This is a genomic window from Serratia marcescens subsp. marcescens ATCC 13880, assembly GCF_017299535.1.
GTDB lineage: Bacteria > Pseudomonadota > Gammaproteobacteria > Enterobacterales > Enterobacteriaceae > Serratia > Serratia marcescens.
The window spans coordinates 5,066,392-5,090,047 of the sequence record NZ_CP071238.1 but is presented as its reverse complement, the minus strand read 5'-3'; the positions used below and the strand labels follow the sequence as shown (position 1 = coordinate 5,090,047).

Genomic DNA, 23,656 nt, shown 5'->3' with positions numbered 1-23,656 from the left:
CTGCTGTCTTTCAACAGCAGGACCGTTCGGCGTTACCAGGACTGGGTTTTCTTGAAGGTCTCGAGGACGTCTTTCAACTTGCCCTCGATCTCATCGTTGAAGTTGCCAGTTTGGTTGATGTGGTTCAGCAGTTCGGCGTGCTCGCGGTCCGCATAGGCTACCAGCGCGGCTTCGAAGCTCACCACTTTGGCGACTTCGACGTCGTTCAGGTAACCGCGTTCTGCGGCAAACAGCACCAGAGACTGTTGTGCAACCGACATCGGCGCATACTGTTTCTGTTTCAGCAGCTCGGTCACTTTCTGACCGTGGCTCAGCTGTTTGCGGGTCGCGTCGTCCAGATCGGAGGCGAACTGGGAGAACGCAGCCAATTCACGATACTGCGCCAGCGCGGTACGGATACCGCCGGACAGTTTCTTCATGATCTTGGTCTGCGCGGCGCCACCAACACGGGATACGGAGATACCCGGGTTAACTGCCGGACGAATACCGGAGTTGAACAGGTTGGATTCCAGGAAGATCTGACCATCGGTAATCGAGATTACGTTGGTCGGAACGAACGCGGAAACGTCACCCGCCTGGGTTTCAATGATCGGCAGAGCGGTCAGTGAACCGGTTTGGCCTTTAACTTCACCTTTGGTGAAGGCTTCAACGTATTCGGCGTTGACGCGCGCTGCGCGCTCCAGCAAGCGGGAGTGCAGGTAGAATACGTCGCCTGGGTAAGCTTCACGACCTGGCGGACGACGAAGCAGCAGGGAAATCTGGCGGTAAGCAACGGCCTGTTTGGACAGGTCATCGTACACGATCAGCGCGTCTTCACCGCGGTCACGGAAGTATTCGCCCATTGCGCAACCGGCGTATGGCGCCAGGTATTGCAGTGCGGCGGATTCGGAAGCGGTCGCCACCACCACGATGGTGTTGGCCAATGCGCCGTGCTCTTCCAGTTTGCGCACCACGTTAGCGATGGTGGACGCTTTCTGGCCGATAGCCACGTAAACGCATTTGATGCCGGAGTCGCGTTGGTTGATGATCGCATCGATCGCCAACGCGGTTTTACCGGTCTGACGGTCACCGATCACCAGCTCACGCTGGCCACGGCCGATTGGAATCATGGCGTCAACGGATTTGTAGCCAGTTTGAACCGGCTGATCAACGGACTGACGCTCGATAACGCCTGGCGCGATAGCTTCTACCGGAGAGAAACCGTCGTTCTCAATCGGGCCTTTGCCGTCGATTGGCGCGCCCAGGGTGTTAACTACGCGGCCCAGCAGACCACGACCGACTGGAACTTCCAGGATACGGCCGGTGCATTTAACCTTCATGCCTTCGGCCAGATCCGCGTACGGACCCATGACCACGGCACCGACGGAGTCGCGCTCCAGGTTCAATGCGATTGCGTAACGGTTGCCAGGCAGCGCGATCATTTCGCCCTGCATAACTTCGGCCAGGCCGTGTACGCGGATGATCCCGTCGCTGACGGAAACGATAGTACCTTCATTGTGAGCTTCGCTCACTACATTGAACTGAGCAATGCGCTGCTTGATCAGTTCGCTGATTTCGGTGGAATTCAGTTGCATGCTCCAGTCCCCTTAAGACTGCAAGACGTCTGTCAGGCGTTCAAGACGACCGCGAACGCTGCCATCAATCACCATATCGCCGGCGCGAACAACGATGCCGGCCAGTACAGACTTGTCAATTTTGCAATTCAGCTTAACTTTGCGTGACAGACGTTTTTCCATCGCAGCGGCGATTTTCGCCTGCTGTTCGTCGTTCAGCGCGCTCGCAGAGAGCACTTCGACTTCGACGGTGGATTCCAGCGAGGCGCGCAGTTCGATGAACTGCTGCAGCACGGCAGGAAGAACCAGTAAACGTCCATTTTCGGCCATTACACGGATAAAGTTCTGGCCATGTTCGTCGAGCCGATCGCCACAAACCGCGATGAACGTCTTGGACAGCGTTTCTGGCGCAACCGCGCCAGACAGCAGTTCAGAAATCTGTTCATTGCGAGTGACTTCAGCCGCAAACGCCAGCATGTCCTGCCAGCGCTCTACGCTTTGGTGCTCAACGGCAAAGTCAAAAGCTGCTTTGGCGTAGGGGCGAGCTACAGTTACAAATTCAGACATCAGCCCCTCCCTCCTTACAGTTCAGCGACCAGTTTATCAACGATGTCGCTGTTAGCAGCTTCATCCACGGAACGTTCGATGATCTTCTCGGCGCCGGCAATTGCCAGCATCGCGACTTGCTTACGCAACTCTTCACGAGCGCGCTTACGTTCGGCTTCGATCTCAGCCTGAGCCTGCGCCACGATTTTGTTACGTTCCTGCTCGGCTTCGGCTTTCGCTTCATCCATGATCTGAGCTTTGCGTTTGTTCGCTTGCTCGATGATCACCTGAGCTTCTGCTTTGGCAGTTTTCAGCTGGTCGGTCGCATTGGCTTGCGCTAAGTCCAGATCTTTTTTGGCACGCTCTGCAGAAGCGAGGCCGTCAGCGATTTCTTTCTGACGCTTCTCGATGGCAGCCATGATCGGCGGCCATACGTACTTCATGCAGAACCAGACAAACAGAACGAACGCGATGGCCTGGCCGAGGATTGTTGCGTTAAGATTCACAGCACAATGCCTCTTTAAAAGTTAATAGTTTGGTTACGTCGTAGAGGGTTGCTCTACTTACGCGACGGCGAACATCACGTACAGACCCAGACCTACAGCGATCATCGGGATGGCGTCGACCAGACCCATAACGATAAAGAACTGTGTACGCAGCAGAGGAATCAGGTCAGGCTGACGAGCAGCGCCTTCCAAGAATTTACCACCCAGGATGCCGATACCGATCGCAGCACCGATTGCCGCTAAACCCATCATCACAGCGGCAGCCATGTACAGCAGATCCATACTCAGGTTTTCCATGACAGTCTCCAGTTTGTTTCAGTTTAAAAGTGCAAGTGTTTTAAGAAAATCAGTGCTCTTCAGACGCCATCGACAGATAGACGATCGTCAGAACCATGAAAATAAAGGCTTGAAGCGTAATGATCAGGATGTGGAAGATAGCCCAAGGCAAGCTCAGGACCCACTGTGACCACCACGGCAACAGGCCGGCAATCAGGATGAAGATCAACTCACCCGCATACATGTTGCCGAACAGTCGCAGACCCAGTGAAACAGGTTTGGACAGCAGGCTGACACCTTCAAGAATCAGGTTGATAGGAATGAATACAGGGTGGTTGAACGGCTGCATGGTCAACTCTTTAACAAACCCGCCAACGCCTTTCATTTTGATGCTATAGAACAGAATCAGGATAAACACGCCCAGCGCCATCGACAGCGTGACGTTCACATCGGCGGTAGGCACGACGCGCAGCGCAGGCAGGCCGAGGATGTGTTCGCCAACGTAAGGCAGGAAGTCGATGGGCAGCAGGTCCATCAAGTTCATCAGGAACACCCAGACGAACACGGTCAGCGCCAGCGGCGCAATCACCTTGCTCTTGCCGTGGTACATGTCGCGCACGCTGCTGTCGACGAAACCGACCACCAGCTCCACGGCGGTTTGCAGTTTACCCGGCACGCCGCTGGTGGCGTTTTTGGCCACTTTGCGGAAGATCACCAGGAAAAGCGCCCCGAGGACGACGGAGAAAAACATCGAGTCGATGTTGATCGACCAGAACCCAGTCCCGACCTGAAGCTGCGTCAGGTGGTGACCGATATACTCCTGTGGAGTCAAGACTTCTCCTGCAGACATGATGCCTCTTACCCTTATTTAGTTAAGTTCGGTAACTGTTAATCACGGCCGGTGCCACTATCTGCACCACTAACACCGCTAAATAGGTCAGGCCAAGCGGTATAAACTCCGCCTTGAACACCCCCAGCGCCACGATCAGCAAAACGATGGTGATCACGACCTTTAGCCCCTCGCCGATGGCGAACGACCAGGCGACCCTACCGGGCGCCGGCGTTTGCGCCTGATGGCGCAAGGCAAACAGCATAAACATTGCACTCGGCAACCAGGCGGCGAGACCGCCTGCCAGCGCCGAAGCGCTCCATTCCGGGCTTTTCAGCCAGAAAGCAACGCTGATCAGAACAAAAGTCATTAACTGCAAAAACAGCAGTTTGCGTGCGACTTTCCCGCTGTAAAGGGACACAGACATGACGTTTGTTCTCTCCGTACCCCAGAGGGGGTATGCTGAGTGACGTATACAACTGTTTTTGCTGTCCTGAGTCAAGCAGCAAAAAACGAGCAAATTATACGGGGCATACCAACGAATTCAATCGATAAGTAGCGAAAAGGTGAACAATTATTTAAATTTCCCTATTCCAGCCTATTTTCACAAGAAAACGGTCGGAATAATAGGGCGCATTTAATTGTCTGATTATTCCAGCGTTGCGTTTAGAAACGCGAGGCCGATCACAGTAATGTCCCTTCCTGATTTATAGCCGATGGTCAACCAAACCGTCTTTAGCAATTTGAGCGATCAAAAGATTATATAAATCAAAACATTATCAGTTAACTGTTCAAAAACAATCCGTATACCCGATGAAAACCTTTTATTGACAAGCAGCGGGGCAATATTCCAACAGCCAATTAACATTAGCAGCAAACGCCAATCTTTCGCACATGATTGCTAACGTGACTATTTCCAAATGCAATTACTCTATTGTCGCTAATTAGCCGCGTTTTTTGTGTTAATAGAAAGTAAATTAACTAAAAAAAGCGACCAACTAATTAGCCTGCTTACCTTTCTGCTGGGTACGACCTTTAATTCACGCTTGTTTGATCAAAAGCAAACTCAGTTTGCCTTAAGAATCACCAGATGACGTTCGCCTTCCAGTTCAGGCACCTGCAGCCGCACGATGGACTCCAGGCTAACGCCAGCCGGCAGCTGCGTCAGTTCTTCATCCGGACGCACGCCTTTCAACGCGTAAAAACGCCCCTGCCCTTTCGCCGGCAGGTGATGGCACCAGGACAGCATATCCTGCAGCGAAGCGAATGCCCGGCTGATCACGCCATCGAACGGCGGCTCGGCCGGAAACGCTTCGACGCGGCTCTGCACCGGCTCGATATTGTTCAGGCCCAGCTCATGCTGCACCTGACGCAGAAAACGCACGCGCTTGCCCAGGCTGTCGAGCAGCGTGAAATGCGCGTCCGGGCGCACGATCGCCAGCGGAATGCCCGGTAAACCGGGGCCGGTGCCGACATCGATAAAACGCGAGCCCTGCAGATGCGGATTGACCACAATGCTGTCGAGGATGTGGCGCACCAGCATTTGTTGCGGATCGCGCACCGACGTGAGGTTATAAGCCTTGTTCCACTTATCCAGCATGCCGACATAGCCCAGCAGCTGCTGTTTCTGCTGATCGGGCAGCTCAATGCCTGCTGCCGCGAGCAGCGAGTCTAATTTTTTTTGCACAACGGATCCTCTGGCAGGCGCTGAACGACCAGCGGATGGTTAGCTGGCGCAATGAGGCGACTATGATAATTCAGGGCGCAAGTGATGTCAGCGGCCGTTTGGCTACGGGTTGAGCAAACGGCCGCCTGGATGCGGGATTTATGCGCTGCGGCGCAGCAGTCCCTGCTTTTTCAGCCAGATCAGCAAAATCGAGATCGCCGCTGGCGTAATGCCGGAGATGCGCGAAGCCTGGCCGATGGAGTTCGGTTTGTGATCGTTCAGCTTGGCGATCACTTCGTTCGACAGTCCCGAAACCTGACGGTAGTCAAGATCCAGCGGCAGCACGGTATTCTCGTTGCGCTGCTGTTTTTCGATCTCTTCCTGTTGGCGAGCGATATAGCCTTCGTATTTGACCTGGATCTCGACCTGCTCGGCGGCTTGGACGTCGTCCAGCGGCGGCGCGAAGGCGTCGGTGCCGGTCAACTGCGCGTAATCCATCTCCGGGCGACGCAGCAGTTCTTCGCCGTTCGCTTCACGCGACAGCGGCGCTTTCAGCAGCACATTGACCTGTTCGACGTTCTCGGCGTGCGGATGCATCCAGATGTCGCGCAGGCGCTGACGTTCGCGTTCGATTCGCTCCAGCTTCTCGCTGTAACGCGCCCAACGCACGTCGTCCACCAGGCCCAGCTCGCGGCCTTTTTCCGTCAGGCGGAGATCGGCGTTGTCTTCGCGCAGCATCAGACGATACTCGGCGCGAGAGGTAAACATGCGGTACGGCTCTTTGGTACCAAGGGTGCTGAGATCGTCCACCAGCACGCCGAGGTAGGCCTGATCGCGACGTGGCGCCCAGCCCTCTTGTTCATCGGCGAAACGCCCGGCATTCAGGCCGGCCAGCAAGCCCTGCGCGGCGGCTTCTTCATACCCGGTGGTGCCGTTGATCTGGCCGGCGAAGAACAGGCCCTGAATGAATTTGCTTTCCAGCGTCGGCTTCAGATCGCGCGGATCGAAGAAATCGTACTCGATGGCATAACCAGGGCGAATAATACGCGCGTTCTGCATTCCTTCCATCGAACGGACGATCTGCATCTGCACATCGAAAGGCAAGCTGGTGGAAATCCCGTTAGGGTAAATCTCGTTGCTGGTCAGGCCTTCCGGCTCAAGGAAGATCTGGTGCGCGTTGCGATCGGCAAAACGCATGACCTTGTCTTCGATCGACGGGCAGTAACGTGGACCGATCCCTTCGATGATCCCGGCATACATCGGGCTGCGATCGAGGTTATTGCGGATCACGTCATGGGTTTTTTCATTGGTGTGGGTGATGTAGCACGCCATTTGTTCCGGGTGCTGGCTGGCATCGCCCAGGAACGAGAATACCGGCACCGGCGTGTCGCCGTGTTGCGGCGCCAGTACGCTGAAATCGATAGTGCGGGCGTCGATGCGCGGCGGCGTACCGGTTTTCAAGCGGTTAACGCGCAGCGGCAGTTCACGCAAACGCTGCGACAGCGAGATCGAAGGAGGATCCCCGGCGCGGCCGCCGCTGTAATTCTCCAGGCCGATATGGATCTTGCCGTCCAGGAAGGTGCCTACGGTCAATACCACCGCCTTGGCGCGGAATTTCAGGCCCATTTGGGTGACGGCGCCGACTACGCGATCGTTTTCGACGATCAGATCCTCAACCGGCTGTTGGAAGATCATCAGGTTGGGCTGGTTCTCCAACGCGGTACGGATCGCCTGGCGATACAAGACGCGATCCGCCTGAGCGCGAGTGGCGCGAACGGCAGGGCCTTTACTGGCGTTTAGTATCCTAAACTGGATGCCGGCATGGTCGATCGCTGTCGCCATCAAGCCGCCGAGCGCATCAATTTCCTTAACCAGATGCCCTTTACCAATACCGCCAATCGCCGGGTTACAAGACATCTGTCCCAGCGTATCGATATTGTGTGTCAATAATAAAGTCTGACGTCCCATGCGCGCCGCGGCCATGGCGGCCTCGGTACCTGCATGGCCACCACCGATGATGATGACGTCAAATTGATCTGGATAAAACATGGAACTGCACCTCGCCGTATTGCGAACGATCGTATTTGCCCTGGGGTCGGGGATTCTACTCAAGTTTAGACGATCGACCAAGTGGTCCGGATCGTCGGTAATTAAAAGAAGATCTTTTTTATTTAAAGATCTCTTTATTAGATCTCTTATTAGGATCGCGATCCTCTGTGGATAAGTGACTATTCACGATGAAGATCAGCAGATTAAGGAGGATCGTTTGCTGTGAATGATCGGTGATCCCGACGCAGATAAGCTGGGATCTAAAAGGCTTGTTATGCACAGGACAAAAAGCGCTCTACGGTTGTTATTGGGATAACTACGGCTTTTACCCTGCTTTTAAGCTTAGTTATCCACAATCGTTCGCGCGATCTTTAGACGAATTAGAGTAAATTAATCCAGTTTTTTACCCATTCCTCGGCCGGATCCTCGGGAATTTCATGCTCGGTCACGTCGATCTCAAGACGATCGCCGATCCTTTTAGCGCCTCTGGCGATCAACAGATCGTCGATCTGTTTGATCGCGCCGCAGAAGGTGTCGTATTCCGAACTGCCCAAACCGACGGCGCCGAACTGCACCTCGGAAAGATCCGGCTGCTGCTCAGCGATCTGTTCCAGCAGCGGTTGAAGGTTATCCGGCAGTTCGCCGGCGCCGTGCGTGGAAGAGACCACCAGCCAGCGGCCGGTCAACGGCAGTTCATCCAGTTCAGGGCCGTGCAGCATCTCGGTAGAGAAACCCGCGTCTTCCAGCTTTTCAGCCAAATGTTCAGCCACGTATTCGGCGCTGCCAAGCGTACTGCCACTGATCAGAGTAATGTCTGCCATGAACCAACGATCCCAACCTTCTCACTCAAAGTGGCTGCATTGTACGCTGTGAATCGGCTGGGATCTACCTGTGGATAATGTGGGTATGCAATTTGGCGGGTTACGGCACGATGGTGCGCATAATGGGGTTCTGCAGCGAGATCAGCGTTTCGGTAGACTGGATCTCGTCGATGGTCTGGATCTTGTTGATAAGTACCTGTTGCAACGCGTCGATCGATCGGCACATTACCTTAATAAAGACGCTGTAGTGGCCGGTGGTGTAATAGGCTTCCACCACTTCTTCCAGGCTTTCCAGCTTCTTCAGCGCCGAAGGGTAATCCTTGGCGCTCTTTAAGATGATGCCGATAAAGCAGCACACGTCGTAGCCCAGCTGTTTGGGGCTGACGTCGATGCGCGCGCCGGTGATGATCCCGGCCTGCTTCATCTTCTCCACCCGCACATGAATAGTGCCGGGGCTGACGGCGAAGTTTTTCGCCAGTTCGGCGTACGGTGTGCGCGCATTGTCCATCAGGGCGTTGAGGATGCCGCGATCGAGATTATCGATCTGATAAATTTCCGCCATTTAATCCCCCATTAATTAACGATTGTTGAATTCTGTCCGGGTAAAAATGAACGATTAAAAGTGAAAAGGCAATATTGATTAATGGATATTGAATAGTCGTGTCATTTTGTTGCTTAATCGATGGCAACAGAGACAGGTTTACAAGAGATACGGCAATGAAAAAACAGTTTATCCAAAAACAACAACAAATCAGCCAGGTCAAATCCTTCTTCTCCCGCCAGCTGGAGCAACAGCTCGGTCTGATCGAAGTGCAGGCTCCGATCCTTAGCCGCCTGGGCGACGGCACGCAGGATAACCTTTCCGGCAGCGAGAAAGCGGTGCAGGTCAAAGTCAAAACCTTGCCGGACGCCACCTTCGAAGTGGTGCATTCGTTGGCGAAATGGAAACGCAAAACCCTGGGCAGCTACGATTTCGGTGCCGGCGAAGGCCTGTATACCCATATGAAGGCGCTGCGCCCGGATGAAGACCGTCTGACGCCAATCCACTCGGTGTACGTCGATCAGTGGGACTGGGAGCGGGTGATGGGCGACGGTGAGCGCAGCCTGGACTACCTGAAAAACACCGTGCGCAGCATTTACGCTGCGATCAAGGCGACGGAGGCGGAAGTCAGCCGTGAGCATGGCCTGACCCCATTCCTGCCGGAACAGATCCACTTCGTGCACAGCGAAACCCTGCTGCAGCGCTATCCGGATCTGGACGCCAAAGGGCGTGAGCGGGCGATTGCCAAAGAATTGGGCGCGGTGTTCCTGATCGGCATCGGCGGCAAGCTGTCGCATGGCAAATCGCACGATGTGCGTGCGCCGGATTATGATGACTGGACTACGCCGACGGCGGATGGCCTGGCGGGCCTGAACGGCGATATCGTGGTGTGGAACCCGGTGCTGCAGGACGCTTTCGAGCTGTCTTCCATGGGCATCCGCGTCGACGCCGCGGCGCTGAAACATCAGCTGGCGCTGACCGGCGATGAAGAGCGCATGAAGCTGGAATGGCACCAGTCGCTGCTGCGCGGCGATATGCCGCAGACCATCGGCGGCGGCATCGGTCAGTCGCGTCTGGTGATGCTGCTGTTGCAGCTGTCGCATATCGGCCAGGTGCAGTGCGGCGTGTGGTCGCCGGAAGTGCGCGGCGCGGTCGAAGGCCTGCTCTAACCGCCTAGCGCCGCCAGCGGCGCATCAAACGGCTTTTCAACCCGGTATCAAAGCGCCAGATATGATCGAAGATGCGCATGATGCCGGGTTTGCCATAGGCGGACATCGCCACCGCGTGAAAACGTTGCTGGTGGCTTTGTTGCTGCTGTTTCACCTTCTTTATTACCTCCTCCGGCAACCGCTGGGCGATAAAATCAGAAATGATCACCGCATCGGCATCGAACCAGCCGCTCTCCGCCATTTTGGTGACGGTGGCGTTCAGGCAGGCCGCCAGATCGGTGCCGCCGCGAAACTGCTGGCCGAGAAAACGCACCGCCTGCTCAATGCCGCTGGCGGCGGTGAGTTCGTAATGTACGATCTGGTTGGCGAACAGCATGATGTAGCAGCGGCGGTTGTCCGCCAGCGCAATGCGCAGCAGCGCCAGACAGAAGGCCTTGGCGCACTGTTCGTTGAAACCGCCCATCGATCCGGAGGTGTCCACGCAGACGATAAACGGCCCGCGCGGCTGTTGATCCTGCTGCTGGTGAGTGACCTGGCGGATCAGGATCTGTTCCTGCCAGACGTCGCCCTGCAGACGGTAGCTCAGCAGCCGCTTTTCCAACAGGCGGCGGTAGAACTCGAATTCCAGCTCTTCAATCCCCAGTGTCGCCAGCTCCGGCGGCAGCAGGCGCAGGATGTCGTCGCTCTGATGAATGCCGCTCACTTCTTCCGGCAGCGTGGCCGGCACCTGCACCATGACCCTGAACGGCTCCGGCTGCGCGTCCTGTTGCTGCACCGCCTTGGCCTGATAGCTGCGGCCCAGCTGTTGCGCCAGCTTTTTCAGCTCCGGCTGCTGCTGCAAAAAGTTGCCGTACTCCACCAGCCGCTGGTAATCGCCACGCTGCAGCTGGCCTTTGCTCATATCCCACAGCCTGCCGGCGGCGGTGTCATTTTCCGACAGCAGCGGCTCCAGCGCGCCGCTCAGCGCCAGGCGCTCCTGCAGCTCCGCCATCAGCTGCTCGCGCTCTTGTTCCAGCAACTGGTGGTGCAGCATGGTGGCTTGCAGCGTCAGGCTGATGCGCCAGCGCTGCAGAAACAGGGTTTGAAAGCTGTCGTCAAGCGGGTGATTGGGCAGATCGGCGGCGTCCACCAGCGCGCGCGCCTGTTCATAAAACGGCGAGACCAGCTGGCGCAGCAGTTCCATCGTGTCGTTGAGGTTGTGATAAAACTGGGTGTTGTTCTCCAACTGGCACTGTTGGTAGCGGTAAAATTCCTGCGCCAGCGCCGGCGGCACCATCGCCTCCTGCAGACGTTCCTTAAGCTGCAGCTTCCAACGCGGCAGATCGCGATCCAGCGCCCGGCGAAGGGCCGGAAACTTTTTAAAGAATACCGACAGCTGCGGCGCGGCCAGCATGCCGACGATCATCTCCTCGATCATCTCGCCTTCGGTGATCGCCAGCAGCAGATCGAGCGTCTCCAGACTGAGCATGGTTACTGGCCGCGCATTTGCTGCTGTTGCTGTTTAACCTGTTCCGCGACCTGCAGCAAACTGGCTTCGATCTTGGCCAGGCCGGCGGCGGGCGTGAACAGACAGGGCTGATGTTGGCTGAAGGCGCGGCGTTGCTCCGCCAGGCGCTGGGCCAATCCGTCCATTTCATCCAGCAGCGCTTGCGGCGTGGCGGTGGCCTGTTTGCCCGGCAGCGCCAGCAATGACGGCTGGCGGCTGACGTCCAACACCGTGAGGTGCAGTTGATCGTCCACGTCCAAATCGATCGGCTGCGCGAAGCCGATGCCATTTAGCTTGGCGCGCACGTCGCCGCCTTTTTGCAGCCAGTTGTCCAGCGCGCTGCTTTCGATGCTCAGATGGTTGACCTGAATGTCATGCAGCTGCAGCGGCTTTTGCAACAGCAGGGTAAGGGTGCCGACGGCGAACGGCGTGGCCGGCGCGTATTGCGGTTTGCGGCTGAACATGCCGCCTTTTTTCACCAGGCTGATGGCCTGCCGATCGCTTTGCTGCTGCTGGTCCTGCAGCCAGCGGGTGTGGATCTGTTGCAACTGGATCAGCATCGACTGCTGCTGATAGGCCGACTCGGTCAGCAACTGATCGATCTGCTGTTGCAGCAGCTTCAGCGAGGTGAGATCGTGCCACAGGCAGTCTTTCAATAGCATCAGGTCGAGCGGGGCGATGGCATCGCGCCCGCTGAAGAAGGCGCAGGCCTGCAGCAGACGCAGGGCTTTTTTCCAGCGCCGATCGGAGACGTAAGGCGCCTGCTCCAGCGCATCCAGCCGCTGGCGCAGCTGGAAGATCAGCTCAAAACAGGCTTCCGGCAGCGCGACTTTGTCGATCTGCGATTGCCACTGCAGAAACTCTTCGTCGCTGATGCTCAGCGCCGCCGGCACCGGGTTTTGGCTTTCGCTCTGGCGGTTGACCAGCAGCGAGCGGAAATTCTGTTTATCCTGCACCTTGTCCAGCCACAGACGGATCAGCATGCGGTCATATAAAGCTTCGAGGCTGTTGTCCGCTTCGGGCAGTTCGTTGGAGGCGGTGACCAGCAGGCGCAGCGGGATCGGTTCTTCGCTGTTGCCGTTGCGAAAACGGCGTTCGTTGATCGCCGTCAGCAGGGTGTTGAGGATCGCCGGGCCGGCCTTCCAGATCTCGTCCAGAAACACGATCTCCGCTTCCGGCAGATAGCCGGCGGTCAGACGCTGATAGCGCCCCTCATCTTTCAGCGCCTGAATAGATAGCGGGCCGAAGACCTCTTCCGGCGTGGAAAAACGCGTCATCAGGTATTCAAAGGAGCGGGCGTTGCGGAAGGCAAACTTCAGCCGGCGCGCGATCAGGCTCTTGGCGATGCCGGGCGGGCCGAGCAGGAATACGCTTTCGCCGCTCAGCGCCGCCAGCAGGCACAGACGGATTGCCTCTTGCCGCTCATAAAGACCGCTCTCCAGCGCGTTGCTGAGGCGGGAAATTCGTTCTGCCAGAAGGGATGATGGCGTCATATAATTGTCGCATTGTCCGAGAGTTAGCCAATCTTGGTCGATAATCCGATGATAAACCACCATTATTTTTAGTGGTATAGCCTGTTGATTAGTAATATTTTTCTAAGTTAAGCCGGATATTCGGTTCACATTTTGTTTATTTTTCGGCTCTGATATAAGGGTAGGCAAGCGGTATAAATGGTGCATACTGTGCGGCTTTCTGGTGGGCGTGACGGATCTTTGAGCCCGTATTTTGCCTGATGCGGATGCATCGCTAACGGATGTTCTGATAAAGAAACGAATTATGAGCGCAGAGCATAAGCAGTCCTTATCGGCGGTAACCTTGGCTGCCATCGGCGTGGTCTACGGTGATATCGGCACCAGCCCTCTCTATACGTTGAGAGAGTGTTTCTCCGGCCATTACGGCTTCGATGTTCGTCCAGACGTGGTTTTCGGCTTCCTGTCGCTGATTTTCTGGATGTTGATCGTGATCGTTTCCCTCAAATATCTCACCTACGTGATGCGCGCGGACAACGCCGGCGAGGGCGGCATTCTGACGCTGATGTCGCTGGCCGGGCGCAATACCTCGGCGCGCACCACTGCGGTGTTGGTGATACTGGGCCTGATCGGCGGCAGCTTCTTCTATGGCGAGGTGGTGATCACCCCGGCGATCTCGGTGATGTCGGCGATAGAGGGGTTGGAAATCGCCGCGCCTGCGCTTGACGCCTATATCGTGCCGCTCTCCATTCTGGTGCTGACGCTGCTGTTCGTTATCCAAAAGCACGGCACCGGCAGCGTCGGCAAGCTGTTCGCCCCGGTAATGCTGCTGTGGTTCATCGTGTTGGCGGTGCTGGGCGCGCGCAGCATCATTTCGAACCCGGAAGTGCTGCAGGCGCTGAATCCCAAATGGGCGCTCAATTTCTTCATGGAATATAAGAAGGTGTCGTTCTTCGCTCTGGGGGCGGTGGTGTTGTCGATCACCGGCGTCGAGGCGCTGTATGCCGATATGGGGCACTTCGGCAAGTTCCCGATCCGTCTGGCCTGGTTCACCGTGGTGCTGCCTTCGCTGGTGCTCAACTACTTCGGCCAGGGGGCGCTGCTGCTGAAAAATCCTGAGGCGATCAAAAACCCGTTCTTCCTGCTGGCGCCCGATTGGGCGCTGATCCCGCTGCTGATTCTGGCGACCCTGGCGACGGTGATCGCTTCGCAGGCGGTGATTTCCGGCGTCTTCTCGCTGACTCGCCAGGCGGTGCGCCTGGGCTATCTGTCGCCGATGCGCATCATTCACACTTCGGAAATGGAATCCGGCCAGATCTACATTCCGGTGATCAACTGGACGCTGTACATCTCGGTGGTGCTGGTGATCATCGGCTTTGAGCACTCCAGCAACCTGGCGGCGGCGTACGGCATCGCCGTCACCGGCACCATGGTGTTGACCAGCATTCTGGTCACCTCGGTGGCGATCAATAACTGGCACTGGAATCGCTTCCTGGCGATCGGCATCGTGACCATCTTGCTGATCATCGACGTGCCGATGTTTTCCGCCAACGCCCTGAAGCTGTTCTCCGGCGGCTGGCTGCCGCTGACCTTGGCGCTGGTGATGTTCATCATTATGACCACCTGGAAGAGCGAGCGCTTCCGCCTGCTGCGCCGCCTGCATGAGCACGGCAACTCGCTGGAGGCGATGATCGCCTCGCTGGAGAAATCGCCGCCGGTGCGGGTGCCGGGTACCGCGGTGTTCTTGTCGCGCGCCACCAACGTCATTCCTTTTGCGCTGCTGCACAACCTGAAGCACAACAAGGTGCTGCACGAGCGTGTGGTGCTGCTGACGCTGCGCACCGAGGATGCGCCTTACGTGCACAACGTGCGCCGGGTAACCATCGAGCAGCTGTCGCCGACCTTCTGGCGGGTGGTGGCCAGCTACGGCTGGCGTGAAACGCCGAACGTCGAGGAAGTGTTCCACCGCTGCGGGCTGGAAGGGTTGCCGTGCCGCATGTCGGAGACGTCGTTCTTCATGTCCCATGAATCGCTGATCCTCACCAAGCGGCCATGGTACCTCTACCTGCGCGGCAAACTGTTCGTCGCTCTGAGCCGCAATGCGCTGCGCGCGCCGGATCAGTTCGAAATTCCGCCGAACCGGGTCATCGAACTCGGCACGCAGGTCGAGATCTAATCCGCCTGACAGGGGCTCAGCATGGCTGAGCCCCTTTTGTTTGCGCTTTGTCCGTGTGCGAACGAAACGTTTCGATAACGATCACACTTCTGCATTGTCCCGGTTGCCTTCCCCTGCCGTTTTTTTAAACTCCCTCAAAGAGCGAAACGTTTCGCTAGCGGAGTGAGAAGATGAAAAAAGGCGTATTACTGAATTCCGACGTGTCTGCCGTGATTGCCCGGCTGGGGCATACCGACCAGCTCACTCTGTGCGACGCGGGCCTGCCGATACCGGCGGAAACGCAGCGCATCGATCTGGCGCTGACGCAGGGCGTGCCGACCTTCATGCAGGTGTTCGCGGCGGTCACGCAAGAGATGCAGGTAGAAAGCGCCATTCTGGCGGAAGAGATCGTGAAACAGAATCCGTCGCTCCACGAGGCGCTGCTGGCGGAACTGACTGCACTGGGCCAACGCCAGGGTAACACCATCAGCGTGCGCTATATCAGTCATCAGGCGTTTAAAGCGCAAACCGAGCACAGCCGGGCGGTGATTCGCAGCGGGGAGTGTTCGCCTTACGCGAACGTGATCCTGTGCGCCGGCGTAACTTTCTGAGGCGCGTATGCAACCTTTACTGCAACTGAAAGGGATTGATAAAGCCTTTCCCGGCGTGAAGGCGCTTTCTGGCGCCGCCCTCAGCGTCTATCCCGGCAAGGTGATGGCGCTGGTGGGGGAAAACGGCGCCGGGAAGTCCACCATGATGAAAGTGCTGACCGGCATCTACCAGAAAGACGCCGGCAGTCAGTATTTTCTCGGTAAAGAGGTGGTATTCAACGGGCCCAAGGATTCGCAGGAAGCGGGCATCGGCATTATCCATCAGGAGCTGAACCTGATCCCGCAACTGACGATTGCGGAAAACATCTTCCTCGGCCGCGAGTTCGTCAACCGTTTCGGCCGCCTTGACTGGAAGCGCATGTACGCCGAGGCCGATCGCTTGCTGGCGCGCCTCAACCTGCGCTACAGCAGCCATCGGCTGGTGGGCGAGCTGTCGATCGGCGATCAGCAGATGGTGGAGATCGCCAAGGTGCTGAGCTTCGAATCGAAAGTGATCATCATGGACGAACCGACCGATGCGCTGACCGATACCGAAACCGCCTCGCTGTTCAAGGTGATCAACGAGCTGAAGGCCGAAGGGCGCGGCATCGTGTATATCTCGCACCGCCTGAAAGAGATTTTTGAAATCTGCGACGACGTGACGGTATTTCGCGACGGGCAGTTTATCGCCGAGCGGCCGGTGAGCGAGCTGCAGGAAGATTCGCTGATTGAGATGATGGTCGGCCGCAAGCTGGAAGAACAATACCCGCGCCTTGATTTGCCGCGCGGGGAAAAGCGGCTGGACGTCAGCCACCTTTCCGGCCCCGGCGTTGAAGACGTCAGCTTTACGCTGTATCGCGGCGAGATCCTCGGCGTGGCCGGGCTGATGGGCGCCGGGCGCACCGAATTGATGAAGATCCTGTATGGTGCCGCGCCGCGCAAGGCCGGTACCGTCAGCCTGGACGGCCGCGAGGTGGTCACCCATTCGCCGCAGGATGGGTTGGCGAACGGCATTGTCTATATCTCGGAAGACCGCAAGCGCGACGGCCTGGTGCTGGGCATGTCGGTGAAGGAAAACATGTCGCTGACCGCGCTGCGCTACTTCAGCCGCGCCGACGGCAGCCTGAAGCAGGCCGACGAGCGGCAGGCGGTGGGGGACTTCATCCGCCTGTTCAATATCAAAACGCCGTCGATGGAGCAGCCGATCGGTCTGCTTTCCGGCGGCAATCAGCAGAAAGTGGCGATCGCCCGCGGCCTGATGACCCGGCCGAAGGTGCTGATCCTCGATGAGCCGACGCGCGGCGTCGACGTCGGCGCCAAAAAAGAGATCTATCAGTTAATCAACCAGTTCAAACAGGAAGGGCTGAGCATCATTCTGGTGTCTTCGGAAATGCCGGAGGTGATGGGCATGAGCGATCGCATTCTGGTGATGCACGAAGGGCATCTCAGCGGCGAGTTCCCGATTGAACAGGCCACCCAGGAAGCGTTGATGGCGGCAGCCGTCGGCAAGCAATACGGCGTAAAGCAGGAGTAATCAGATATGAGTTCCCAGACTATCGCAGCTAAGCGCTGGTTCAGTAAAGAGTGGCTGTTAGAGCAGAAGTCGTTGATTGCGCTGCTGGTGCTGATCGCCGTGGTCTCTTCCATGAGCCCGAACTTCTTCACCCTGAACAACCTGTTCAATATTCTGCAGCAGACTTCGGTGAACGCCATCATGGCGGTGGGGATGACGCTGGTGATCCTCACGTCCGGCATCGATCTGTCGGTAGGATCGCTGTTGGCCCTGACCGGCGCGGTGGCGGCGTCGATCGTCGGCTTTGAGGTCAACGCGCTGGTGGCGGTGGCGGCGGCACTGGCGCTGGGCGCCGCGGTTGGCGCCTGCACCGGAGTGCTCGTCGCCAAAGGCAAAGTGCAGGCCTTTATCGCCACGCTGGTGATGATGCTGTTGCTGCGCGGCGTCACCATGGTGTACACCAACGGCAGCCCGATCAACACCGGTTTCACCGATGTGGCCGACACCTTCGGCTGGTTCGGCATCGGCCGTCCGCTGGGCGTGCCTACGCCGATCTGGATCATGGCGATCGTGTTCATCGCCGCCTGGTATATGCTGCACCATACGCGCCTGGGCCGCTATATTTATGCCCTGGGCGGCAACGAAGCGGCGACCCGTCTGTCCGGCATCAGCGTCGATAAAGTGAAGATTATCGTCTACTCGCTGTGCGGCCTGCTGGCGGCGTTGGCTGGGGTAATCGAAGTGGCGCGCCTGTCGTCGGCGCAGCCAACCGCCGGCACCGGCTATGAGCTGGACGCCATCGCCGCCGTGGTGCTGGGCGGCACCAGCCTGGCCGGCGGCAAGGGGCGCATCGTCGGCACGCTGATCGGGGCGCTGATCCTCGGCTTCCTGAACAACGGCCTGAATTTATTGGGTGTTTCTTCCTACTACCAAATGATCGTGAAGGCAGTGGTGATACTGCTGGCGGTTCTGGTAGATAACAAAAGCAACAAGTAACCTCCCCCTACAGGAATCACGATGATGAAAATGAAAAAACTGGCAACCTTAGCCTCCGCCATCGCGCTGAGCGCCACCCTGAGCGCCAATGCCATGGCCAAAGACACCATCGCGCTGGTGGTGTCCACCCTCAACAACCCGTTTTTCGTTTCGATGAAGGATGGTGCGCAGCAAGAGGCCAACAAGTTGGGCTACAACCTGGTGGTGTTGGATTCCCAGAACAACCCGGCGAAAGAGCTGGCCAACGTGCAGGATCTGATGGTGCGGGCGCCCAAGCTGCTGTTGATCAACCCGACCGACTCCGACGCGGTGGGCAACGCCATCAAGATGGCCAACCAGGCTAAGATCCCGGTCATCACGCTGGACCGCGTGGCGAGCAAGGGCGACGTGGTGAGCCACATCGCTTCGGATAACCGCGTGGGCGGCAAAATGGCCGGCGACTTCATCGCCAAGAAAGCGGGCGCCGATGCCAAGGTGATTCAGCTGGAAGGCATTGCCGGCACCTCCGCCGCGCGTGAACGCGGCGAAGGCTTCAAACAGTCGCTGGATCAGAATAAATTCAAACTGTTGGCCAGCCAGCCGGCCGATTTCGATCGCACCAAGGGTCTGAACGTGATGCAGAACCTGCTGACCGCTCACCCGGATGTGCAGGCGGTATTTGCCCAGAACGATGAAATGGCGTTGGGCGCGCTGCGTGCGCTGCAAACCGCCGGTAAAACCGACGTGATCGTGGTAGGCTTCGACGGCACCGCTGACGGCGTGAAAGCGGTCGAAGGCGGCAAGCTGGCGGCGACGGTGGCGCAGCGCCCCGATCAGATCGGCGTGATCGGTGTGGAAACCGCCGATAAGGTGCTGAAAGGCGAAAAAGTGCCGGCGACCATCCCGGTGGATTTGAAGCTGGTCACTCAGTAAGTCATACCAGCGCCATCGGAACGGGGCGTTTACGATGGCGCGCAATTCAGGAATCAATGCGATGGAAACAGGTAAGCTGGTGGTTCTTGGCAGCATCAATGCCGACCATATCCTCAATATTGAACAGTTCCCCCACCCGGGCGAAACGGTGATCGGGAAACAGTATAAGGTGGCGTTTGGCGGCAAGGGCGCGAATCAGGCGGTGGCGGCCGGGCGCAGCGGGGCGGAGATCGCCTTTATCGCCTGCGTAGGCGCCGATGATATCGGTGAGCGTATCCGCCGGCAGCTGGCGAGCGATCGCATTGATACTCAACCGATTGAAGCCATCGCCGACAGCACCACCGGCGTGGCGCTGATTTTCGTCAACGCCGAAGGCGAGAACGTGATCGGCATTGATGCCGGCGCCAACGCCGCGGTGACGCCGGATTACCTGGCGCGCTACCAACAAAAAGTGATCGACGCCGATGCCCTGCTGATGCAGCTGGAGTCGCCGCTGGAGACGGTGATCGCCGCCGCCCGCCTGGCGAAGCAACATCAAACGCAGGTGATCCTCAACCCGGCCCCGGCGCGCGAGCTGCCGGACGAGCTGCTGGCCATGATCGATATCATCACTCCGAATGAAACCGAAGCCCAGCGCCTGACCGGCATCGCCGTGGACAGCGATGACGATGCGGCGCGTGCGGCGCAGGCGCTGCACGACAAGGGCATCGCGACGGTGATCATCACCCTCGGTAGCCGCGGCGTGTGGCTGAGCGAAAACGGCAACGGCAAACGGGTGCCCGGCTTTAAGGTGCAAGCGGTGGATACCATCGCCGCCGGCGATACCTTTAACGGTGCGCTGGTGACCGCCCTGTTGGAAGGCAAGGTCATGGCCGACGCGGTGCGTTTCGCCCATGCGGCGGCGGCGATCGCCGTGACCCGCCCTGGCGCGCAGCCTTCGGTGCCGTGGCGTGAAGAGATCGACGCCTTCTTGCAGCAGCAGGGGTGATCCTTTGGCCACCATGAAAGATGTCGCCCGCCTGGCGGGCGTTTCAACTTCTACCGTTTCGCATGTGGTCAACAACAATCGCTTTGTCAGCGACAGCGTGCGCGACAAGGTCATGGCGGCCGTGGAACAGCTGAACTATGCGCCTTCCGCGCTGGCGCGCAGCCTGAAGCTCAATCAGACGCGCACCATCGGCATGCTGGTGACCGCCAGCAACAACCCGTTTTATGCCGAAGTGGTGCGCGGCGTGGAGCGCAGCTGCTATGAACGCGGCTACAGTTTAATTCTGTGCAATACCGAAGAAGACGCCGCGCGCATGAACCGCAGCATGGAGACGCTGCTGCAAAAGCGCGTCGACGGTTTGCTGTTGATGTGCACCGAAAACCACCGGCCATCGCAAGATGCCCTGAGCCGCTACCCGTCATTGCCGATCGTGATGATGGACTGGGCGCCGTTCGAGGGCGCCAACGACATTATTCAGGATAACTCGCTGCTGGGCGGCGAGATGGCGACCGACCATCTGATCGCCCGCGGCTACCGCAAGATCGCCTGCATCGCCGGCCCGCAGGATAAAACCACCGCCCGTCACCGACTGGAAGGCTATCGCAACGCGATGCGTCGCGCCGGATTGCCGGTTCCGCCAGGGTATGAAGTGCATTGCGACTTTGAGTTTGAGGGCGGGGTAAACGCCATGCGCCAACTGCTGGCGCTGGACGAGCCGCCGCATGCGGTGTTCGCCGGCAACGACGCGGTGGCGGTAGGCGTTTATCAGGCGCTGTATCAGGCCGGGCTTTCCGTGCCGCAGGATATGGCGGTGATGGGTTACGATGACATTGAGCTGGCGCGTTATCTGGCGCCACCGCTGAGCACCATTCACCAACCGAAGGATTCGCTGGGCGAATTGGCGATCGATGCGCTGATCAACCGCCTGCAGAACCCGGAGCGCGCCCCCCAGGTGCTGGTGTTGACGCCCGAGCTGGTGGAACGCGCCTCGGTGGGGCGCCGTTAACTGGCCGCCTTCGCTTCTTTTTTGCTTTCCTGGCCGCTGATCAAATTGCGGCCATCTTTCCTTCTCAGCAACATAAACACCAGCGCCGACGCCACGGTGACGATCCCCATGGTGATAAAGGTGTAATGGAAGTGGTCGATCATGGTGCCTAACGACAGGGATTCGTAAAAACGCAGCACCGCCGCGCTGATCGCCACGCCGAAGCTGATGGACAGCTGTTGGGTGACCGCCAGGACGCTGTTGCCGGCGCTGGCGTTGGCGTCGTTCAAATCCGCCAGGCTGATGGTGTTCATGGCGGTGAACTGGGTGGACATCGCCATGCCCAGCACGAACAGCGGCAGGATCATCAGCCACAGCGGCATGCCCGGGCTTTGCAGGGCGAACTGGGCGATCAGCACCCCGATGATAACGGTGATGCCGACCAGCGTTTTACGGTAGCCGAACCAGCGCAGTACCTGAGTGACGGTGGATTTCGCCATCAGCGAGCCGATGGCGGTTGGCGCCATCATGCAACCGGCGACGATCGCCGTGTAGCCGAATCCCACCTGCAGCATGAGCGGCATTAAAAACGGCACGCAGCCGGTGCCCAGTCTGGAGGCGACGTTGCCGGCGATGCCGACCGAGAAGGTGCGGGTTTTGAACAGGTCGAGACCGATCAGTGGCTGAGGGTGGCGGCGTGCGTGCGCGATGTAGCCGAACAGCATTACGAAGCCGCTGAGCAGAATGCCCAGCGAAACGTAGCTGGCCAGCACCCGCTCGCCAAACAGCTCCAGCCCGGTGGAGATCAGCACCAGGCTCAGGCCGAACAGCATAAAGCCAAGGAAATCGAAGCGGCGTTTGGGCGTGGTGAAGTCCGGCATGTATTTGCGTGCATAGAAGATGCCGAGCAGACCGATAGGGATATTGATCAGGAAAATCCAGTGCCAGGTGGCGTAGGTTACCAGCCAGCCGCCCAGCAGCGGCCCCAGAATCGGCCCGACCAGGCCGGGCATGGTGACGAAGTTCAGCACCGGCAGCAGTTCGCTGCGCGGGTAGGCGCGCAGCAGCGCCAAGCGCGCGACCGGCATCATCATCGCGCCGCCGATGCCCTGCAGCACGCGAGAGGCGACCAGCGCGCTCAACGTAGGAGACAAGGCGCACAGCAGCGAACCGAGGGTGAATAACGTGACGGCGAAGATGAATACCCGTCGAGTGCCGAAGCGATCCGCCAGCCAGCCGCTGACCGGGATCAGCATTGCCACCGTCAGCGTGTAGCTGATGACGGCCGATTGCATCGCCAGCGGCGAACGCCCCAGGCTTTGGGCGATCGCCGGCAGCGCGGTGTTGAGGATAGTGGCGTCCAGCGCCTGCATAAAGAACGCCATTGCGGCGATCCACGGTAGTCCTGCCATACTGCGCGCGGATTGGGTCATGGTCGGTCCTGGTTAAATGGTCGTCTGTCCCTCGTCTCTTTCTTCTATATATAAGCGGGGAGCGTGTCTAGTCTTTCTCTTTCAGCAGTACCTGGCAGGCGACGAGGGCGCCTGCGCTGTCTCCGGCGAGTATCGCATCGACGATAGCCTGATGATGGCGCAGCTTGATCACTTCATTGCCGGTGATGGCGCGGAAGTAGCTTTGGTACACCGAACTGAACAGGTTGGCGAACGAGGTCAGGAACGGGTTGCCGCTGGCCTCGTAGATGAGCTGGTGGAATTGGGTATCGACCTGGATCCAACGCTCGCGATCAAACTGGGTATGCAGCGCGCGCATTTCCGCCATTAGCCCCGCCAGCAACTTGTTTTGCTGCGGGCTGGCGTGGTTTGCCGCCAACGCGCAGGCCTGCGGCTCCAGCGAGGTGCGCAAGATAAGGAAGTGTTGCATCACCTGATCGAAGTTTTCCCGCGTCATCCACCAGGTCAGTAAATCTTGATCGAGGAAATTCCATTGGCTTTGCGGCATCACGCGGGTGCCAATGCGCGGGCGCGGCAATAACATGCCTTTGGCGGCTAACATCTTCACCGCTTCGCGCACCGCGGTACGGCTGACGCCGAATTGCTCGCCCAGTTCCATTTCACCAGGCAGGATGCTGCCGGCCTGATAATCGCCTGCCAGAATTTGTTGGCCGAGTTTTTCTGCAAGCAGATAAGAAAGATTGCGTTGGGCGGCCTGTTGTTGTGCATTTAACGGCATGGCTGCGGATCCTTACTGACATCGTTATTTCTATTTTACTCCAGTGATCGCCAGCTTTTATGGCTGTTTGCCTGAAAAAGTGACATAAATTCGCCGCTTTTTCGCCCTTTTGTTGAAAAAAAACGCGCTTGAAAAGTTTTTTGCAATTAGGGGTTGCGGCCCGCCGAGAACTCCCTATAATGCGCCTCCACTGACCGGGAACAACGACTGACAAGCCGCCGGGTCAGCGAGAAGAAAGCGAAATAAACGCTTGACTCTCCGGGCGAAAAGCGTAGTATACGCAGCCCGCGCCGATGAGTTTCTCGGCACTGCTCTTTAACAATTTATCAGACAATCTGTGTGGGCACTCCACAAGACGATATCCAGCATCTTCGGATGCAAAAAAATATCAAGTCTTGAAGAGTGACTAACTGAAG

General features: G+C 58.0%; 22 protein-coding genes. 8 read left to right on the top strand and 14 right to left on the bottom strand.

The window, feature by feature from the left end; translation table 11 throughout:
• Positions 1 to 32: 32 nt before the first annotated feature.
• The 10 genes from atpA to asnC form a co-directional block, all read right to left on the bottom strand.
• Positions 33 to 1,574, bottom strand: a complete 1,542-nt coding sequence (atpA, locus tag J0F90_RS24295) for a F0F1 ATP synthase subunit alpha (RefSeq protein ID WP_016929618.1) — start codon at positions 1,572 to 1,574, stop codon at positions 33 to 35.
• Between the two features lie 12 nt (positions 1,575 to 1,586).
• Positions 1,587 to 2,120, bottom strand: coding sequence for a F0F1 ATP synthase subunit delta (atpH, locus tag J0F90_RS24290; RefSeq protein ID WP_015376133.1), 534 nt, complete (start codon positions 2,118 to 2,120; stop codon positions 1,587 to 1,589).
• Between the two features lie 14 nt (positions 2,121 to 2,134).
• Entirely contained in the window at positions 2,135 to 2,605 is a 471-nt protein-coding gene (gene atpF, locus J0F90_RS24285) for a F0F1 ATP synthase subunit B (protein WP_004933804.1), read from the bottom strand.
• 57 nt (positions 2,606 to 2,662) lie between these two features.
• Positions 2,663 to 2,902, bottom strand: coding sequence for a F0F1 ATP synthase subunit C (gene atpE / locus J0F90_RS24280; RefSeq protein WP_004093904.1), 240 nt, complete (start codon positions 2,900 to 2,902; stop codon positions 2,663 to 2,665).
• Positions 2,903 to 2,951: 49 nt separating this feature from the next.
• Positions 2,952 to 3,731 (bottom strand): F0F1 ATP synthase subunit A, encoded by a 780-nt coding sequence (atpB, locus tag J0F90_RS24275; protein ID WP_015376132.1) that lies wholly within the window; start codon positions 3,729 to 3,731, stop codon positions 2,952 to 2,954.
• Positions 3,732 to 3,753: 22 nt separating this feature from the next.
• Positions 3,754 to 4,137, bottom strand: coding sequence for a F0F1 ATP synthase subunit I (atpI, locus tag J0F90_RS24270; RefSeq protein ID WP_004933796.1), 384 nt, complete (start codon positions 4,135 to 4,137; stop codon positions 3,754 to 3,756).
• A gap of 639 nt (positions 4,138 to 4,776) precedes the next feature.
• Positions 4,777 to 5,397, bottom strand: a complete 621-nt coding sequence (gene rsmG / locus J0F90_RS24265; protein WP_015379471.1) for a 16S rRNA (guanine(527)-N(7))-methyltransferase RsmG — start codon at positions 5,395 to 5,397, stop codon at positions 4,777 to 4,779.
• 138 nt (positions 5,398 to 5,535) lie between these two features.
• A complete protein-coding gene (gene mnmG / locus J0F90_RS24260) occupies positions 5,536 to 7,425 on the bottom strand; it encodes a tRNA uridine-5-carboxymethylaminomethyl(34) synthesis enzyme MnmG (RefSeq protein ID WP_033639108.1) in 1,890 nt (629 codons plus the stop codon).
• Positions 7,426 to 7,805: 380 nt separating this feature from the next.
• Positions 7,806 to 8,246: an FMN-binding protein MioC gene (gene mioC / locus J0F90_RS24255; RefSeq protein ID WP_016929621.1), complete on the bottom strand. Its 441-nt coding sequence runs from the start codon at positions 8,244 to 8,246 to the stop codon at positions 7,806 to 7,808.
• 100 nt (positions 8,247 to 8,346) lie between these two features.
• Entirely contained in the window at positions 8,347 to 8,808 is a 462-nt protein-coding gene (gene asnC / locus J0F90_RS24250) for a transcriptional regulator AsnC (RefSeq protein WP_004933786.1), read from the bottom strand.
• 155 nt (positions 8,809 to 8,963) lie between these two features.
• Here asnC and asnA point away from each other — a divergent pair, with 155 nt between their 5' ends.
• Entirely contained in the window at positions 8,964 to 9,956 is a 993-nt protein-coding gene (asnA, locus tag J0F90_RS24245) for an aspartate--ammonia ligase (RefSeq protein WP_016929623.1), read from the top strand.
• Between the two features lie 4 nt (positions 9,957 to 9,960).
• Here asnA and viaA read toward each other — a convergent pair whose 3' ends face one another.
• Entirely contained in the window at positions 9,961 to 11,424 is a 1,464-nt protein-coding gene (viaA, locus tag J0F90_RS24240) for an ATPase RavA stimulator ViaA (protein ID WP_004933781.1), read from the bottom strand.
• Between the two features lie 2 nt (positions 11,425 to 11,426).
• The gene (gene ravA / locus J0F90_RS24235) at positions 11,427 to 12,935 is read right to left on the bottom strand and encodes an ATPase RavA (protein ID WP_103086431.1); all 1,509 of its coding nucleotides are present in this window, start codon (positions 12,933 to 12,935) and stop codon (positions 11,427 to 11,429) included.
• Positions 12,936 to 13,218: 283 nt separating this feature from the next.
• On the opposite strand from ravA, the gene kup reads away from it, so the two are divergent.
• The 7 genes from kup to rbsR all read left to right on the top strand — a co-directional run bounded on the left by kup (position 13,219) and on the right by rbsR (position 21,071).
• Positions 13,219 to 15,087, top strand: coding sequence for a low affinity potassium transporter Kup (gene kup / locus J0F90_RS24230; protein ID WP_015379467.1), 1,869 nt, complete (start codon positions 13,219 to 13,221; stop codon positions 15,085 to 15,087).
• A 170-nt stretch (positions 15,088 to 15,257) separates the two neighbouring features.
• On the top strand, positions 15,258 to 15,677 hold the full coding sequence (rbsD, locus tag J0F90_RS24225) for a D-ribose pyranase (protein WP_016929625.1): 420 nt from the start codon (positions 15,258 to 15,260) through the stop codon (positions 15,675 to 15,677).
• A 7-nt stretch (positions 15,678 to 15,684) separates the two neighbouring features.
• Positions 15,685 to 17,190, top strand: a complete 1,506-nt coding sequence (rbsA, locus tag J0F90_RS24220) for a ribose ABC transporter ATP-binding protein RbsA (protein ID WP_033639110.1) — start codon at positions 15,685 to 15,687, stop codon at positions 17,188 to 17,190.
• A gap of 6 nt (positions 17,191 to 17,196) precedes the next feature.
• Positions 17,197 to 18,165 carry a ribose ABC transporter permease gene (gene rbsC, locus J0F90_RS24215; protein WP_033639111.1) on the top strand — a complete coding sequence of 323 codons (969 nt, stop codon included), beginning with the start codon at positions 17,197 to 17,199 and terminating at the stop codon, positions 18,163 to 18,165.
• A gap of 24 nt (positions 18,166 to 18,189) precedes the next feature.
• Positions 18,190 to 19,077: a ribose ABC transporter substrate-binding protein RbsB gene (gene rbsB, locus J0F90_RS24210; protein WP_025304729.1), complete on the top strand. Its 888-nt coding sequence runs from the start codon at positions 18,190 to 18,192 to the stop codon at positions 19,075 to 19,077.
• 61 nt (positions 19,078 to 19,138) lie between these two features.
• Positions 19,139 to 20,065 carry a ribokinase gene (rbsK, locus tag J0F90_RS24205; protein ID WP_033639112.1) on the top strand — a complete coding sequence of 309 codons (927 nt, stop codon included), beginning with the start codon at positions 19,139 to 19,141 and terminating at the stop codon, positions 20,063 to 20,065.
• Between the two features lie 4 nt (positions 20,066 to 20,069).
• A complete protein-coding gene (rbsR, locus tag J0F90_RS24200) occupies positions 20,070 to 21,071 on the top strand; it encodes a ribose operon transcriptional repressor RbsR (protein ID WP_025160301.1) in 1,002 nt (333 codons plus the stop codon).
• Here the strand turns inward: rbsR and mdtD are convergent.
• Complete coding sequence (mdtD, locus tag J0F90_RS24195; protein WP_025160302.1) at positions 21,068 to 22,483, bottom strand: multidrug transporter subunit MdtD; 1,416 nt, start codon at positions 22,481 to 22,483, stop codon at positions 21,068 to 21,070. The two genes, rbsR and mdtD, sit on opposite strands and share 4 nt — an antisense overlap.
• A gap of 67 nt (positions 22,484 to 22,550) precedes the next feature.
• Complete coding sequence (locus J0F90_RS24190) at positions 22,551 to 23,240, bottom strand: FadR/GntR family transcriptional regulator (RefSeq protein ID WP_033639113.1); 690 nt, start codon at positions 23,238 to 23,240, stop codon at positions 22,551 to 22,553.
• Positions 23,241 to 23,656: the final 416 nt, after the last annotated feature.